Consider the following 17,270-nt stretch of genomic DNA (forward strand, 5'->3'; position numbering starts at 1 on the left):
TTTTCCTGACAGTTAATTAAAATAAGGCAGCATAGTATTATTATGCTACTTATTTTTTTATATAATTTATCTAGAACTTTCTCCATTTTCATTTGATTCAATATTTAAATTTAATGCTATTTTACTTGCTGCATCTGGAGATGAGTAACTATCACTTGGTGTAAGTTTATCATTCTCTTTTATAATATATCCTTTCGGCTTATAAAAACCTCTAAAAATTTTATAATGTTTTGTGCCGTTTTTTTCTGTCCACGAAACAAAAACGCTTCCACTACAATCATAGCGTGACATTTTTAGCATATCTGCTTGATTTCCACCTAAACATGCATACATTTCATTACCTGATAATTTTCCAAATACAAAAGTACAATGTCCTTTGGTATCAATATTTGTTCCTGTTGAATCACAATCTGAAAAAACTGCAACTACTCCATAAAAAGCTTCACATTTTTCGGCATTTGAGCTTGTAAGAAACATTCTTGAACCAGCAGAATGAGGGCTAGGATAACCTTTTTGCTCAATACACCAACATACGAAAGAAGCACACCAAGCTACACCACTTCCTGAATCTGTACCACCACCATCTTTATGATAGATTCTAATTCTATTATCAATAGTACTTTCTTTTTTTCCACCATAAATTTTTGCTTCAGCTATAGCTATATCCATCCACGGTGCTCTTCCACTTAAATTTGGTAAAATACCACCATCTTTGCAAATATTTTTATCATATTTAAACCATGTTTTAAGATTAGATAAACCTATTTTGCGATCATCCCATCCATTAGGGTTTACTTCCAATTTATGAGAAGGTGAATATCCATTTAATATTTTACATATCAAAAAATAGTACTTTTCTTCTTCACCTTCCATTAATAATGCTGTTTCATTTAAAGATTTTCCTAGTGCTTTACTAAAGTATTCTCTTTTAAATTTCATAGCATCTTTTACAGCTTGAGAGTAATCTTTTTTCTCTTTAAATGTAGATATTTTTTTGTATTCTGACCAAAACCACCCACCGCTATCTACGGCTAGATAAAGCTTGGTTGCAACTAATTCAGGATAAATTACAATATTTTCAGGCACTTTTTCATCATATTTTTCATATGCAACAGGATTGCTGCCATCTCCTGTGAGTTGTTGTATCCCACGCCCTTTATATTTATATCCACTTGATGCATGATCACTTTTTTCTTCCCCTGCAGTTCTAAAAAAGCTGGTTTCAGAATAAACATTCGCTAAAAAAGCTATTTTTTGGATACATTTATTAATTGAATATTTACTAAACATTGCATTTAACTCAAATGTTAAATCTGCAAAACTCTCACGGTCCATAGTTGTAGACTCCCAAATTTCCTCTTTGCCGCGCATATGTTTAACTAGGCTTCTAACTTCTGCCTCTGTAAAGGCTCTGTTACAATAACAAGTCTTCTGCTTCCTCACCTCCGCCATTTCCACCATCACAGGCACCACGTCATTATCAATTACTTCCGGTGTTTCCTTTTGTGAAACCTTAAGGCATCCGCTTTCATAAAAGATAAACTGTTTTCGTAATTCAAGCATTTCTTGCTGGGTGAAAGGAGTTCCGTCTTGTTTATAAGCCTTAATTCCCAGTTTTTCCATGTCTTCGGTGCGTACCAGATCGGCGGGAAGGGTATTATTGATGGTGACCTGTATCTTTTCGGCTTTCCAGATTTTTTTGGCAGGATCTGCGGGGTCTTTCAGCTGTCGGGAGACCTGGGCGATATAGTAGTCGAAATTTTTAGGCGGGGTTTTCCATTCTTCTTTGGCTGTGAATGAAACTTCTAACAGACCGTCTTTTCCTACTTTTTCATCTTTGAAGTTTTCTTTGCTTTCGTGGGTGTAGATGATGTGGTCTTGTTCGTTGAGACTTTCTTTCGGGACTTCTTTGAAAACATCTATTTTCAGAGTCTCTTCTGTCATATTCACTGTATGGACCCAAATTTTGTGGGTCTTTCCATAGAAGGTCTGCATACGCTGGATATCTTTTCCATCTTCAGTAGAAAACATGATGGAAACAATCTTTTGTTCTGAAGTGATGACAAGTTCTTCATTGGAGTCCAGAACTTCAAGATAAGTCGTGGCCGCATCTATCACTACAGGCTTTGTTCCTGCTATTGAAATGCTGGCGGGCAGTACAACCTCTGTAGATGTAGATGCCTGTAATTCTATGGTGAATACAAGACGATACTTTGGTGTAGGATTTTCAGTTGTTTTGGGAATAGCGGTATCCAGTTTTTTCCTGTAATCTTCAGTGGTGTTGATCATAAAAGAGGCTTTTCCTTCGCTGTTGAGGGTTACAGTCTTTTCCTCCAGCATATATTTTTCCTTTTCCTTGTAAAAATCATCGCCTTCGCCTTTTACCCAGATTTTCACTTTCAAAGCCTGATTTTGTAGTCCGTCAATTTCAATAAAGCCGTAAGTGTCTTCTCCAAAACCTGTTTCCGTACGCTTTACACCGGTTCCATAGGCCCAGAGTGCTCTTTTAACAGCAGGTTCAGAAACTTTTATTTTGGTGTCAGTTTTTTTACTGTCCGTGTTATCACCTGTTAAATGAGCGGAGATTGTAAATTCACCCAGCTCGTTGAACGTAAGGGTGCCATCACCATTATCGGTAACGTTCTGCGGAACTTCTATTTTTATAGCTTCATTTCCTGTCAGTGTTGCAATTCTTGCGGCGGCAGTGTACTTCACTTTGGTTCCCTTGGGAATATTTCCTGCGGGCAGTGTAAATTTATCAATGACATTTTTTATAATCTCAAAATTAAAAGTGTCCGATCCTGAGAATGCGGGCTGCTTTCCTGGCCCCACGGGATTGGCATAAGCTTCCAATGTGTATTTTCCTAAATACTGCCCGGTGGACAAATGGGCATCCTGGCTGAGGAATGCATCTGCTCTTTTATTAATTAGGGGTGTCTTGAAGGATGCAGAATTTTCAAAGGCTGCAATTCTTCCAGATCCTTCCTTTTTCAGATACCAGTGTGCTGTTTTACCTGCTGCGGGAAGATAGGCAACATTGAATCTGGATGCCTGAACTTTCAGCATATCGCTTGAGCGGAGTATTCCCGGTTCACCGGTTACACCCATAATACCCAGCGTATTTTCAATTTTTATCTGAACAGATTCAGGTTTTGGGTCGTTGGCATCTGTGAATGCTTCCACGGTATATGTTCCTCCATTTTTAAATGTAAGCATTGCTGTATTTCCAACTTTGTTTACCTCAACGATATGAGTAGCGGAAGTCCCGGTCAGGCTGTTGTACAAAACTGTTGTCCCTTGCTTTATCCTCCAGTTAGCCGCGGTTCCAAGCGGGTTGAAAATACTACGGTTCAGTATTTTCATCTGGTCGGCAGCAGTATTGAGTTTATATTCGATGGATACAGGAATGGGAATTTTGGTCAGTGTGGAATTTCCCGGAACACTTATTTTCTTTACAAAATCTTTTACCACTTCAATGATAATAGCACAGTTTTTATCCCCTGCTTTTTTTCCGTAAGCTTCTATTCTGTACTTTCCTTCCGGCAGGTTTTCAAAGATCTTTGCCATGGGCTGATTGAAAATACTTCCCAGACCTATAAATGTTTTAACCTTGTCCTTGGTGTCTTCTCCTTTGAAAAGGGCCCAGATAATTTTTGTAACATCTCCTTTGAACTGTGCCTGAAGGTAGAGGTTATCGGCAGTAAAAGAAGGTAAAAATGAATTCCAGGGCGAAGAAGGCATTGAAATATAATAATAGATTCCGGTGGGTTTAGCTACCGGTACCGGAAGATTCATTGAAATGGATGATACGGAAGTAGAGGAGGAAGTTCCTGATGAGGTTGCCCATTGCGGCGAGGCATTGGCTACGGAGAACTCGTCTGCTTCCTTCACATCAATCTGGGAGACATTGTTGGATTGTCCTGTGGTGGCAAATTCAACAGTTCCCTCAAGCCCATATCCGGGACATTTGGCTGTGGAGACATCAAGCAGTACCTTCATACTTTTGTTAAACTCTACATTTTCGTAATAGTCTTTGTATATGAGTTTGCATCTGTCTTTACAATCATAAGTTTTGCCATCCGGAGCTTTACATTTGCCAAATCCGTTTCCACCGCCAAAACTTTCAGCCTTGTCGTCCAGATAAGTAGTTACAGGTTTGTTTTGTGCAAAATATTTATTTTTTCCAAGTTTTTTCTTCTGGCTTTTTACTTCCATCGGAACGGCAGTCCCTTTGGAATTGTTGGCTGCAGAACTGCTGCAGAACGCGGTAGCTCCTTCTACAATGATTAATCCTTTATTCGCCATGTCATGTGTTCATCAAGTTATATAATACTGCTTGTCTCTCTGTATAATATCTTGTCTCCGTCAGAAAGGACAAAATCTGCCTTCTTTTTTGAATAGTGTCTTTTCGGGGAGTTATATTCCATCTGTATATGGAGTTCTGCTTTGTATTGTCCTGCCAGGTGCAGATATTTTTTCTCTATTTCCTCTTTTATAGGATCAGGAAGTATGGTTTCTGAAGTGAAAAAAGCATCAAATCCGTAATCCCTTTGTTCTGCTATAATAGTTCCTGTACATTCTATATCTCCGATTCCTTTAATATTCCATGTGAAAGATTCGTGGGTTTTTCCACCGTTATCCACATAGGAAGGAGCAAAGAGAAGAAGGTTCCAGAAGGGTTCTTTCAACTTATTTCTGTAAAAGATATTCTCATCTTCAAGAGCCGTCAGATACTGGTTTCTGAACAGGTCTGCATTCTGATATTTTTCCTGAATACCTGCCGTTTTCTGCTTCCAGTTTTCTACATTTTTGTTATGGTTGGAGGCGTTAAGAAAAACTCCCTTTTCGTCTACTTTTACTTCAACAGGATAAGAACTCTGTTCCAGCTCATGAAGAATTTCCATAAAACTGTTTTCAGAAGGCAGAGGTGTGTCTTCCAGCTTTTCTATAAGCCAGTTTTTTGTGTGGTCTTCATTTTCAGTTTCTTCTATATTGATTTTGCAGGAAGAATGAAAGCCTTTTTTTTCACCAAACTGTACTTCAAGTGAGCTGTCCACATGATAGCTATGTGTTCCTGAAAATTTCTGAAAAGGTTTTACGCGGTTTTCTTCCATACTTTTTATTATTTGCGGTTGTCTATAATTATTTTCTCCGGCATGAAATGTAGATTCTTATTTTACTTTATCCAATATCATCTTACCATCCTTGTAAATCACAAGATGTTCTTCAGAGTGATTTCCGGATGTATCATACCATACTTTACAGACTAAATTATCCTGATGGCCTTCAATCCCTCCGAACTCATTATCTCTAGCAGATTCCCGCATATTTTTTTTATAATTGCTGAAAAATGAGTCTTCATAAAATAAAATCATTTTTGCGTTCTTAATATCTTTTTTGTTTTGATCCAGATAACTGTGAATATATAAAGCCAGTTTTTCAGGCTCATGATTACTGTAGCCGGAAATTGTATAATATTGAATTCCAAATTCCAACTGTGAATTAAATTCTTTATCTATTGGTTGTATATTGATGTCACTCATTTTTGTATTGTTATAAATTATAATACCAGCAAGTACAGCCAGCGCGAGAATTATGATTGTAAAAATTTTTTTGCCCATGGATTTAATCATTTTTTAGAATGTACCTTTAAATTCTCCTACAATATCTATTTTGGTAATAAATGGTTTATACCCTCTGAAATGCTGCAAAATAAACCAACTGTAAAATATATCCTTATCATATTTTTGAATATCGGGATAATCTAACCCAAAATGATCATAATAAATATATTCCAGTCCCATTTCAAAACTGCGTCCGTTTTTTTTGTACCGGGTTATATAGACCTGATAAGCCCAGACATCATTGATTGTAATACCTAAACCACTGAATTTATCACTGAATTTTGGATTGTCTACTCCTCTGTCAACAAGATCTTTATAAAGAATTCCATTTGAAGAATCTGTGATTTCCAGATTTTGAATTTCGCCATTATTTTTAGTTAGGTAAGCCTTTATTACTGATTTTATTGATGAAATGAAAGCTTGTGATTTCTCATGCTGAATAACAGCTTCTGTAAGGGTTTTATCTGAAAATTCGCCTCCTGAATTGGCCTGCATTCTGTCAACCATTTTTTTTGCAACAGTTTCTATTTCCCCTTGTGAATACCATTCAATCTCGCTTTTGAAAATTTTAAAAAGATCGTCACTGGATTTTTTACAGAAGTTTTCTACTTTTTTTACAGTAGAATCAGCATTATTGGTAGCATTGTCTGCCCGGGAAGTGGTATTGTACCAACTATCCTGTTTTTCTACATCATAATTTTCGGAATATAATTCGGCTTTAAGTTTATCAAATCCTACCTTATTTTCCGGATAGTCACCATAAAGCATATCTATTGCTGTGTCGTTACTGCTGACTTTTTTTCCGTCCTTAACAATAATTTTTTTTCCTTTTCTTCTGGTTCCCTGCAGGATCAACATAGGAAATGTAAGTTTCTTGATACTTACCTCCACACTCACCTGATCAATCGGGTTTTTGAAGTAGGCATACACCCGCATATTATAGCATGGCAGTTTCACCTGTATGGTTTGGGTACTTCCTTCAATGGAAGAATAATCAAAAAAGAAAGGAACAGATGTACTACCGATTTTCAGTTGCCACAGAAGTTTTTTATACTCTCTTTTTTCCGCAGATCTGTTAAATGTGGCCTTGAACCAGTACTTTTCACCTTCTTTGGGCTTGCTTATTTTTCCGCCGTTATCATCAAATGGGCCTTCAACTTTAGTGACCAGTAAAGTATTGTCTTTCTTAGCCTCATATTCATCCAGCTTCTTCCCACCCTTTTTCCCATAAAAAGTATTTTCCTGCGGAGATTTAAAATCCAACGCACCTTTGGAAGCATCTTTCATGATATGTTCTGCTTCCTTATAAGATTTGCCAAAGACATTCCGTATGATATTTCCTCCTTCCATGGTTGTTGTTCTAAAGTTTTACAATGGATGTTCTGCTATACTTTTATTTGCTGAAGTTTTAATCTCTTTTTATAAATAGAATGCAAAAAATTCTCTAAAAATTGAATAGATATCTCTGATCTCAAAATACTAAGGACTTGAACTGCTTATCTGATCAAAGTGATTCTTTTTAAATAACTTTTTAATCCGGGTCTGATGATAATACTGAGAGACCGAAATCATACTTTTATAATGCAGGCTGTCAGCAATTTTTATAGAATTAATGACCGTTTTCTCCGTATTATCCCCATAATTGTCGGTAATGATCTTATCAGAAGGAATTTTATTCTCAATCAGATATTTTCTCATTTCGTTTCCTTCCCAATAGCCTTCTTTGCCAAAGCCTCCGCTTACCAGAATTTCTTTTACCTTCTGAGCTCTGTATAATTCAATACTTTCGTCCAGACGGGCTTTTAATCTTGGTGATAAGGTTCCGTCTTTATTCACGGTGTTGCCAAAAACTACGGCCAGATCAGTGTTCTGTTTCGTATCTTTTAGTCCATCGGCAATGATGTAAATAGAATGAATAACAAACCAGATGATGCCCAGAATTAAAACAGACCTGAAAATTTTTTTCAAGAAATTCATTGAGTTACTGCATTTTTACCTGCTTGCCGCTATTGATATTGACTTCTTTCGCACTTTCCACATTGATTGCGTCTTTCGTACTGATGTAGGAGCCGGCTTCCATATTCTCCGTGATATTTTTTGCTCTCGAACTTCTTCCGGCTTCTGCAGTTTCAATGATATTGCTTGCCGTCAGGTTATAATCATCATTGGCGGTTTCCGTAATATCTTCTCCGGCCATAATGTTGATGTTTCTCTGTGCCGAAGCTATAATATTTCGTCCTGCATTGATCTGCACATTTTCTCCTGCGGTGAACGTCATATTTTTGGGTGCATTCACTGTGATATTTCCTTTTCCATCCATTAAATACGTATTACCGCTTGGATCTTCTATGAAAATACTTCCTTCCTGATCATTAAAGATGATCTTGTTTCCGCTTCTGGTCTGGATGGATTTGATATGATTATTAAGACCGCCTCCCAGTGCTACCTGCCCATGGAACATTCCGCCCATGGCAAAAGGAAAGTCAGGGTGATGGTATTCAAAACCTACCATCACCTGATCTCCCACTTCGGGAATAGCTACAAAGCCTCTGTTCTGCGTGATCGCATCGGTTCCTCCTGCATCAGGGCTCATCATTCTGATAAAATGGGTGGTGTCCGGATTCCGCTGCCAGTCAAACTGTACCTGTATCCGTCCCTGGTTCATAGGGTCTGTATTGGAAATAACTGTTGCGACCTGTGGCTGCGCATTAGGAATTATAAATTCCGGTTTCGGCATGAATCCTGTGCCTTCTGCAACGGCCTCAAAGCTTCCGGTATAATATCCGCGGGCATTCACTTCATGGGTAACTTCTGTAACGGTTACTTTGGTGAAATAAGAGGTTTCGCTGGTATCTGGCTTACGCATTTCAATGTCTGCGCAGCAGCCCGGATATAAAAACGGGACCGTTGTATTCCCTGAAACTGTAAAAACTTCCACAGCTGCACTGCCAGCCGCACTTTTCTGTGAATCGTCAACATCCATAAACATATTGGCATTCACCGGGGCAGGGGAGAGTGAGCGGGTTTTGAAAATATTGTTATTCAGTTCATAGGCTTTGGCCGGAATTTCTCCCAGGTGCCTGATATTATTTTCAGAGCCTTCCATTTTCGTATGGCTGCTGCTGTTATATCCAAAATATTCGGGTTTGGTATGAACTGCTTTCAGTTCTACCTGAACGTCACTTACATTACTGCCATAAATCAGGCGTACAGGCTTTTCAGAAGGCGGAAGTTTTCCAAAATGGAGCGTCTCACCGTCATAGTAAAACTGTTCACCATAGGCTTCTGCCGTTCTTGCCAGAAAGTTATAATGTGTTTCGTTGTATTGAGAGCTGTAATTGATGTAGCTTTTGTTTTGCGGATCCACTCTGAAATCAAATTTTGAAGAACCGAGTGCGTCTTTAATGATCTTATCCGCTATAATTCCTGTATTCACGGACTGTGCGCCTCCAAAACTTTGGGTATGAGGTGCAGAATCCATAAGGATCGTGGGGCTTTGCCCTTTAAGTACAATATTCCCGAGGCTCATTTTTTCCTGGCTGAATGCCGCTTTTGTGATGACGCCTACAAAAGTTCTTTCCGGACTTTCGTTTTCGTAGTCCTTATATTTAAAGACAACGGTTATTCTTTTTCCTAAAAACTGGCGGGCTTCCTCAAGGTTATGATTTTGGGCGGTTCCCAAAGAGTCATGGGCAAGGATCAGTTCAAAATGATGATGCCGTCTTGCGCTCTGCTGTAAGCGGAAATGCTTAAAATGGTTGACTGATTTTCCTTCAATCACAATGTCCATTTTTACCACACGATTGATCCCGGGAATATGGTTTACAGAGATCTTATCAGCATTTGCAGGAGTTTTATGATTAGGACGGAATGAAAAGTTGCTGTTTTCTTCCATGATTATTATTTGTTTTGGTGTAAACTGAAAAAATATAAATCTTATCTCATATGTGTGCCTCTACTTTTTCTTTAGAAAATAAGCATAGAAAAATGACTAGAGTCAAAAAAGACAGAACAGCATCCCTTATATCGGATATACCATTCTGTCTGCTGTTTTTTTGATTTAGAAATTATATTCTTAAGATGTAGGCCATTCTGCTAAATAAGAAGAATTACCCAGATCGATTTGTTCCGCACTTACTACGAAGCTGATCAGCATACTGTTTTCATCTATTGCATCGAAGTCTACTTCGTGCTGAATCACATATCCGTTTTGCCACTTCAAAGTAGTTAATGTTCCTTCTTCGTGAGATTTGTTGAATGTAATTTCTCCTACAGTAGGCTTGTACTTCCCGTTAAGAAGACTTTCCAGGATGTCAGATTTTTCAGTAGCCTCTACTGTAATTTTGATCAATGCGTTGGAAGGGTCAGATGCTACTCTTCCTGATACGTCTGTAGAACGGGATACACTGTAGTTAAGTTTTAATAACTTTTGTCCTTCACCGTTGTTGAATTTTAGAATTCCTCTTGAATTTCTTTCTGCCATGATAAGTAAATTTTAATTGTTAATACTATGTGTTTTGTTAACTTATGTCACCAAAAATAGAAGTAATTCCATTATCTCAAAAAAAAAATTGAAGAAATTTTAAAAAGTGTAGTAATTCTGCGACTAACAAGTGTTAGGTAATTTGTTTACTGGTAATCAACGGCTTATAAACACCTTCGTTAAGGGATTATTAACTTCCGATGGATAGGGGACTGGATGGAATCTGAAGGTATGGGCATAAAAAAAACTGCCTCGAAAAGAGGCAGTTTAAAATTTATATTTAAAATAATCTTAGTGATTATCATATTTTTTATCCATTACAAAATCCTCCATGAATTTTGTCGTATAGTTTCCTGCAAGATAATCTTCATTATCCATCAGCTGTCTGTGGAAAGGAATAGTAGTCTTCACTCCCTCAATATAGAATTCTTCCAGGGCACGTCTCATTTTGGCAATCGCTTCTTCACGGGTTTGAGCCGTTGTGATAAGCTTAGCGATCATTGAGTCATAGTTGGAAGGAATAGTATATCCGGAATAAACGTGCGTATCTACTCGGATTCCGTGTCCTCCAGGGATATTCAATCCTGTGATTTTTCCCGGAGACGGTCTGAAGTCTGCATAAGGATCTTCCGCGTTGATTCTACACTCAATTGAATGTAATTTCGGGAAGTAATTGATTCCGGAAATAGGAGTTCCTGCAGCAAGAAGGATCTGTTCTCTGATCAGGTCATAATCAATTACCTGCTCAGTAATAGGGTGCTCTACCTGGATTCTTGTATTCATTTCCATGAAATAGAAATTTCTGTGCTTGTCTACAAGGAATTCAATAGTTCCCACACCTTCATAGCCAATGAATTCAGCCGCTTTTACAGCCGCAGCACCCATTTGCTCACGAAGCTCGTCCGTCATGAACGGAGAAGGCGTTTCTTCGGTCAGCTTCTGGTTTCTTCTCTGTACAGAACAGTCTCTTTCAGAAAGGTGGCATGCTTTTCCATACTGGTCACCGGCAACCTGAATTTCAATATGTCTGGGCTCTTCAATCAGTTTTTCCATGTACATACCTCCGTTTCCAAAGGCCGCTACAGCTTCCTGAATAGCAGATTCCCAGTGGTCTTTAAGGTCTTCAGCTTTCCATACGGCTCTCATTCCTTTTCCACCACCACCTGCAGTAGCTTTGATCATTACAGGGTATCCTGTTTCTTCAGCTACTTTTACAGCATGCTCATAAGATTCAATCAGCCCGTCAGAACCAGGTACGCAAGGAACACCTGCAGCCTTCATGGTTGCTTTGGCATTCGCTTTATCCCCCATTTTTTCAATCTGCTCAGGAGAAGCACCAATGAACTTGATGTTGTTCTTCTGGCAGATTCCGGAGAAGTTGGCATTTTCAGAAAGGAATCCGTAACCTGGATGTATAGCATCGGCATTGGTAATTTCCGCAGCAGCTATTATGTTAGGAATTTTCAGGTATGAGTCTTTACTCATAGGAGGGCCAATACATACCGCTTCGTCAGCAAATCTTACGTGAAGACTGTCTTTGTCTGCAGTAGAGTATACCGCAACGGTTTTGATCCCCATTTCTTTGCACGTACGTAAAATACGCATTGCAATTTCGCCACGATTGGCTATTAATATTTTTTTGAACATCTTCTTCAATTTGAAAATTAGATAACTTGAAAATTAGATAATGTTATTTTGAATGCAGAATGAAGTCTAACATCTAATGTCTAACATCTAATTTCTAAATTAAGATGGATCTACTAAGAATAAAGGCTGATCGTATTCTACCGGAGTAGCATCGTCTACTAAAATCTTAACGATTTTTCCGCTGATTTCAGAATCGATCTGGTTGAATAACTTCATTGCTTCGATTACGCAAACTACTTTTCCTACGGAAACCTCGTCACCTACATTTACAAATACATCTTTATCCGGAGACGGCTTTCTGTAGAAAGTACCGATCATTGGAGATTTGATAACTACATATTTGCTGTCATCAGATGCTGCTTCCGCTTTTTCAGCTGGTGCCGCTGCCGGAGCTGCTGCATGAACCGGAGCCGGAGCTGCTGCCTGAGGCGCTGTATGGTAAACCGCCGGCTGTGCATACACCGCATCGCTGCCTGCTAATGGAGTTTTAATAGTGATTTCGAAATCTTTAGTTTTGTACTTCACTTCTGAAACTTCAGCCTTGGATACAAACTTGATAAGATTTTGTATGTCTTTAATGTCCATAAATTTGATATTTGATTTTGTCCCAAAGATACCAAAAAAACATAAAAAACAACAAAAAACCGCTCGATTTTATCAAAATCGAGCGGTTTTTGTATTAAAATGAGGCTTTTTCAGTGAAAAGCGACTCTTAGTTTTCTTCTGTAGTTGCTACTTCTTTTTCCAATACTACTTTACCTCTGTAGTAAAGTTTTCCTTCATGCCAGTGAGCTCTGTGGTAAAGGTGAAGTTCACCAGTTGTTGCATCTTTCGCTAATTGAGGAACTACTGCTTTATAATGAGTTCTTCTCTTATCTCTTCTTGTGGACGACTGTCTTCTCTTAGGATGTGCCATTTTGAATAACTTTTTTAATTGATGAGCGATGAGATTCATCATCTCATCATATTTAAATTATTTTATTTAATTATTGTCTTTTAATTTTCTCAGCGCGTCCCATCTCGGGTCGCTCTCATGTTTTTCCTCTTCTTCAGGTTCTTCAATATCTTTTGGACTGAACTTGTTCAGGATTTCCAGATCATCATCGCTTACATTCGGTGAAATTTTTTTCATCGGTATAGAAAGCTGTACATTTTCGTAGATCAGCTGTGCCACATTGAAGGCGTGATCTGAGGCTGGTATCGTAATGACGTCTTCATTGCTGTCGTCATATTCTTCACCAAAATGTACCAAAATCTTGATCTCGTTTTCAACAGGATGATCGAATTCATCATTTGTAATATCACAAATAAGCTCTACAGTCCCGTCTACCTTGATCACAAATTCTAAGAAAGTAGTATGCTTTTCAAGGAAAACATGGGCTACTATTTTAGGATTTGTAAATTCCTGTTCAGTGTCAAATAATTGAAAGAACGTTTTATCTATCTCAAATTTAAACTCGTGCTTTCCGTTTTTAAGTCCGGAAAAGCTTACGTCATAGTTTCTTAACTTGTCCATAAAATGAGTGTGCAAAAATATGCAATTTTTTTATAATAACAAATAAAATCCCAAACAAATTAATTTAAAATTTGTTTCAACGAATTATCCTTCATTTTCATCCGGCAGATCTTCATCCACTCCATTGTCTACAGCCATTTTTCTCGGCTGCATTCTGTTGCTCATCAGATCGTTATATTCACTTCTGTTTTTAAAAATTTTAATAGCAGTGAAGATTGCTTCGGTAAAACTCTGCTCATCAGCGATGTTTTTTCCGGCAATATCATAGGCCACTCCATGGTCCGGAGAGGTTCTGATAAACGGAAGTCCGGCGGTATAATTTACGCCTTCTTCATACGCTAAAGTTTTGAAAGGTGCCAGTCCCTGATCGTGGTACATCGCCAGCACAGCATCAAAATGTTTGTATTTATTCGGCTGAAAGAAGCTGTCTGCCGGATAAGGCCCGAAAGCCAGGATCCCATTGTCAGAAAGTTCTTTGATAGCCGGTTCGATGATTTCAATTTCTTCTTTTCCGATCACGCCGCCGTCGCCTGCATGAGGATTCAGTCCCAGTACGGCAATTTTTGGTTTTTGTACACAGAAATCCTCAATCAGGGTCTGATTCAGGGCTCTGATCTGTTTTTTTATTTTTTCTTTGGAAATATTTTCCGCTACGCTGGCAATTGGGATATGATGGGTGGAAACCGCTACTTTAAGATCTTCCGTAACCAGGAACATCAGTCCTTTTTTACTGAATTTTTCTTCAAAATAGCCTGTATGTCCGGCATGTTTAAAGCCCATTTTTACCATTTCATCCTTGTTGATAGGCGCAGTAACTAGAACGTCAATATCTCCTTTCATTAAAGCTTCTGTAGCCATTTCCAGAGAGTCGATGGCCATTTTGGTAGATTCCTCCGTTGGAACGCCCAGTTCTACGTTCACATTATCCTTGGTAAGGTTCACCATATTCAGTTTTCCGGGCTGGGCCTGTGAAGCTTCGTTAACGTAGTTGAAGTTCAGATTCAGCTTAAAAATATTTTTCTGAAAGGTAAATAACTTGCCCGAGCCAAAGATGACCGGAGTGAAAAAGTCCGTAATGGTTTTGTCTGTCAGGGACTTCATGATGATTTCCGGGCCGATGCCGTTAAAATCACCGATTGAAATTCCTACTCGTACTTTATGGTTTTTTGCACTCATTTTGATTATCTTTGAACATTATAATTTACAAATTTAGCAAAAAATAATATGTTCACAGGAATTATTGAAGCAGTAGGTGTTATTGAAAAGATGGAACAAAAAGGAAGTAACATAGATTTTACCTTAACATGTCCTTTTACCAGCGAGTTGAAAATAGACCAAAGCCTTGCTCATAACGGCTGCTGCCTTACCGTAGTTGAGATTAAAGATAATCAGTATGTGGTAACAGCCATCAACGAAACTCTTGAAAAAACAAATCTCGGAAATTGGGAAGTAGGGACGGTGGTTAATCTTGAACGATGCATGAAAATGGATGGAAGATTAGACGGGCATATCGTTCAGGGACATGTGGACAAAACCGGAGAAGTTATAGGGATCGAAAATAAGGACGGAAGCTATTTTATTAGTTTTAAATACGAAGACAACGGTAGTTTTGTAACGGTTCCACAAGGTTCCATTACCGTGAACGGAATCAGTCTTACCGTAGCGAAAAGTGAGGATACGCAGTTTTCCGTGGCCATTATTCCTTACACCTGGGAATTTACCAATATGCAGCATCTTAAAATCGGAGATAAAGTTAATTTAGAATTTGACATCATTGGTAAGTATATTGCTAGGTTAATTAAAAAATAGGATGCCGATAAATAAATACAAAGGATATAGCTTGAGGAACCGGGTATTTTTTGGTTTCTTACTCGTATGTTTTTTAAGTGTTGTTGCCACATCACTGGTTCCCTATTTTGTCCTGAGAAATAACTCCATGCAGCAGAGTACTATCGATATGCAGGAGAAAACTACTGCCGTAATGAGGTATCTGGATTACGCGGTGAGCCGTACCCTGGTAGAGACAAAAGATCTTCCGCAGGTATTGGGGAATAAAATTTTCGAAATAGCGGATATCAACCAGCATGATATTGTCATCTATGATCTGAAAGGAAACTATCTTCTTTCCAATAAAGATGAAAGTCTTATTGATCAGAAAACCATTCCCCTTAATATTGTGAATAAAATTCTGGCTACCAATGCCAGAGTGGATATCAAAGGGTACGACAAAACTAAAGATGCAGGACGCACCTCGTCTTATCTCCTTTTAGAAAATAATGAACTGGAACCTATAGGAATTGTTTATATTCCTTTGTATCATAATGAATCGGCTTATCTGGATGTTCTTCACCAGTATGTAAAATATATTCTTCTGGTAGATATTTTCCTTATTCTGTTCAGTATCTGGATCAGCTGGGTGACTTCCAACAGTCTGGCTAAAAATATCACTAAATTTTCTGATATGATCACGCGTATTACTTTGTTTGAAAATGAAATGCGCCCTATCAGATACTATAAAAATGATGAGCTTAATGCATTGGCAAGAGCTTATAACAGGATGATCCTTCAGATTCAGGATCAAAAGGAAAGACTGCGTTTCAAGGCTTCAGAAGAGGCTTGGAGAGAAATGGCAAAACAGGTGGCGCATGAGGTTAAGAACCCGTTGACCCCGATGAAGCTTACCATCCAGAACTTTGAAAGAAAATTCGATCCTGAAGATCCGAATATAAGAGAAAGAGTAAAACTGATGAGTAAAACCATGGTAGACCAGATCGATCTGATTGCTACCGTTGCTTCAGCTTTCTCAGAATTTGCAAAACTTCCCGAAAAAAATAACGAAGTCATCAATCTCAACACCGAGGTGGAAGATATTCTTCGTGTTTTCAATGACGACAGTATTTTTATGCACTCGAATAAGGCGAATATTATGATCAATATGGACAGGATCTACCTTTCCAGGATCATTACCAATCTTGTGACCAATGCGAAGCAGGCTCAGAGCGATGAACGTAAGCTGATCATCAATGTAGACGTGGAACAGCATCAGAGAAGGGTGATGATCTCCGTACAGGACAATGGAGTAGGAATTCCTGATAATATGTACGAAAGAATATTTGAACCGAATTTTACTTCGAAAAACAGCGGAATGGGCCTTGGTCTTTCTATGGTAAGAAAAATGATCGAGGACTATAAAGGAGAGATCGCTGTGAAGTCAGAGCTAGGAAAAGGATCCACATTTACGATTACCCTGCCTACCAATTTATAGTGAAGCCTTTTACATTTAAAAACTTTGAAATTCAACAATCCAAAGACGTTTTCCGTGTTGGGACGGATGGGGTTTTGCTTGGAGCTTTAGCAGATGTGGAGAAGGCCTCAGAAGTCCTGGAAATCGGTACCGGAACCGGGTTGATTTCACTGATGCTTGCGCAGAGAAATGATCAGGCGGTTTTCCTGGGACTGGATATTAATGAAGCCGCAGTGCAGCTTACTAAAACGAATTTTGAACATTCTCCTTTCCATGCAAGGCTGAAAAATATTCATCAGGATCTTAAAAATTTTGAGACAGAAAAAAAATTCGATCTCATTGTTTCAAATCCGCCTTATTTTGAGGAATCCGGCTCTGAGAAAGATAAACTGGCCCGTCAGACTGTAGAATTGAATTTTAAACAGTTGATTACTGTTTCTGCAAAACTTTTGGCTGATCATGGCATTCTGTCTGTTATTATTCCGGCTGAAGCCGGGGATGATTTTATTAAAACAGCTTTGGAAAACACTTTGTTTTTGAAGAGGAAAGTTAATATAAAAGGAATTGAAAATTCAAAAACGAAAAGATTAGTTCTGGAATTCTCATCTGTAAAAAATATCCCCGAAGCGTCTGATTTTGTGGTAGAAAAAAGTCCGAGACAATACTCGGACCAATATCTTGAACTCACCAGGGAGTTTCATGTCTTTAGAAGTAGAAGTTAGAGGTTAGAAATTAGAAGTTAGAAATGTCGTGAGG

General features: G+C 38.4%; 15 protein-coding genes. 3 read left to right on the forward strand and 12 right to left on the reverse strand.

Annotated elements, in window-relative coordinates:
- Window positions 1-66: 66 nt before the first annotated feature.
- From JET18_RS00330 to pdxA, 12 genes are all read right to left on the reverse strand, one after another.
- Window positions 67-4,305 (reverse strand): C40 family peptidase, encoded by a 4,239-nt coding sequence (locus JET18_RS00330; RefSeq protein ID WP_202088327.1) that lies wholly within the window; start codon window positions 4,303-4,305, stop codon window positions 67-69.
- A 17-nt stretch (window positions 4,306-4,322) separates the two neighbouring features.
- The gene (locus JET18_RS00335) at window positions 4,323-5,114 is read right to left on the reverse strand and encodes a hypothetical protein (RefSeq protein WP_202088328.1); all 792 of its coding nucleotides are present in this window, start codon (window positions 5,112-5,114) and stop codon (window positions 4,323-4,325) included.
- A gap of 57 nt (window positions 5,115-5,171) precedes the next feature.
- A complete protein-coding gene (locus JET18_RS00340; RefSeq protein ID WP_202088329.1) occupies window positions 5,172-5,543 on the reverse strand; it encodes a hypothetical protein in 372 nt (123 codons plus the stop codon).
- A 93-nt stretch (window positions 5,544-5,636) separates the two neighbouring features.
- Window positions 5,637-6,974, reverse strand: a complete 1,338-nt coding sequence (locus tag JET18_RS00345; RefSeq protein WP_202088330.1) for a DUF3289 family protein — start codon at window positions 6,972-6,974, stop codon at window positions 5,637-5,639.
- 129 nt (window positions 6,975-7,103) lie between these two features.
- On the reverse strand, window positions 7,104-7,601 hold the full coding sequence (locus tag JET18_RS00350) for a YdcF family protein (protein ID WP_202088331.1): 498 nt from the start codon (window positions 7,599-7,601) through the stop codon (window positions 7,104-7,106).
- Between the two features lie 4 nt (window positions 7,602-7,605).
- Window positions 7,606-9,519: a type VI secretion system Vgr family protein gene (locus JET18_RS00355; protein WP_202088333.1), complete on the reverse strand. Its 1,914-nt coding sequence runs from the start codon at window positions 9,517-9,519 to the stop codon at window positions 7,606-7,608.
- Window positions 9,520-9,699: 180 nt separating this feature from the next.
- On the reverse strand, window positions 9,700-10,107 hold the full coding sequence (gene tssD / locus JET18_RS00360; RefSeq protein ID WP_202088335.1) for a type VI secretion system tube protein TssD: 408 nt from the start codon (window positions 10,105-10,107) through the stop codon (window positions 9,700-9,702).
- 291 nt (window positions 10,108-10,398) lie between these two features.
- Complete coding sequence (gene accC / locus JET18_RS00365; protein ID WP_202088336.1) at window positions 10,399-11,754, reverse strand: acetyl-CoA carboxylase biotin carboxylase subunit; 1,356 nt, start codon at window positions 11,752-11,754, stop codon at window positions 10,399-10,401.
- A 99-nt stretch (window positions 11,755-11,853) separates the two neighbouring features.
- Complete coding sequence (accB, locus tag JET18_RS00370) at window positions 11,854-12,339, reverse strand: acetyl-CoA carboxylase biotin carboxyl carrier protein (protein ID WP_202088337.1); 486 nt, start codon at window positions 12,337-12,339, stop codon at window positions 11,854-11,856.
- Window positions 12,340-12,466: 127 nt separating this feature from the next.
- On the reverse strand, window positions 12,467-12,670 hold the full coding sequence (rpmF, locus tag JET18_RS00375) for a 50S ribosomal protein L32 (RefSeq protein WP_007843326.1): 204 nt from the start codon (window positions 12,668-12,670) through the stop codon (window positions 12,467-12,469).
- 66 nt (window positions 12,671-12,736) lie between these two features.
- Window positions 12,737-13,270, reverse strand: a complete 534-nt coding sequence (locus tag JET18_RS00380; RefSeq protein WP_202088338.1) for a YceD family protein — start codon at window positions 13,268-13,270, stop codon at window positions 12,737-12,739.
- A gap of 84 nt (window positions 13,271-13,354) precedes the next feature.
- Window positions 13,355-14,446, reverse strand: a complete 1,092-nt coding sequence (pdxA, locus tag JET18_RS00385) for a 4-hydroxythreonine-4-phosphate dehydrogenase PdxA (protein WP_202088339.1) — start codon at window positions 14,444-14,446, stop codon at window positions 13,355-13,357.
- Window positions 14,447-14,494: 48 nt separating this feature from the next.
- On the opposite strand from pdxA, the gene JET18_RS00390 reads away from it, so the two are divergent.
- From JET18_RS00390 to JET18_RS00400, 3 genes are read left to right on the forward strand one after another with little or no spacing between them, the layout of a single operon-like run.
- A complete protein-coding gene (locus JET18_RS00390; RefSeq protein WP_202088340.1) occupies window positions 14,495-15,079 on the forward strand; it encodes a riboflavin synthase in 585 nt (194 codons plus the stop codon).
- A 1-nt stretch (window position 15,080) separates the two neighbouring features.
- Window positions 15,081-16,535: a sensor histidine kinase gene (locus JET18_RS00395; RefSeq protein ID WP_202088341.1), complete on the forward strand. Its 1,455-nt coding sequence runs from the start codon at window positions 15,081-15,083 to the stop codon at window positions 16,533-16,535.
- On the forward strand, window positions 16,535-17,236 hold the full coding sequence (locus JET18_RS00400) for a tRNA1(Val) (adenine(37)-N6)-methyltransferase (protein ID WP_202088342.1): 702 nt from the start codon (window positions 16,535-16,537) through the stop codon (window positions 17,234-17,236). The genes JET18_RS00395 and JET18_RS00400 overlap by 1 nt, the downstream gene beginning before the upstream one ends.
- Window positions 17,237-17,270: the final 34 nt, after the last annotated feature.

Origin of the sequence: Chryseobacterium endalhagicum, assembly GCF_016745235.1 — a bacterium.
Classification (GTDB): Bacteria; Bacteroidota; Bacteroidia; order Flavobacteriales; family Weeksellaceae; genus Chryseobacterium; species Chryseobacterium endalhagicum.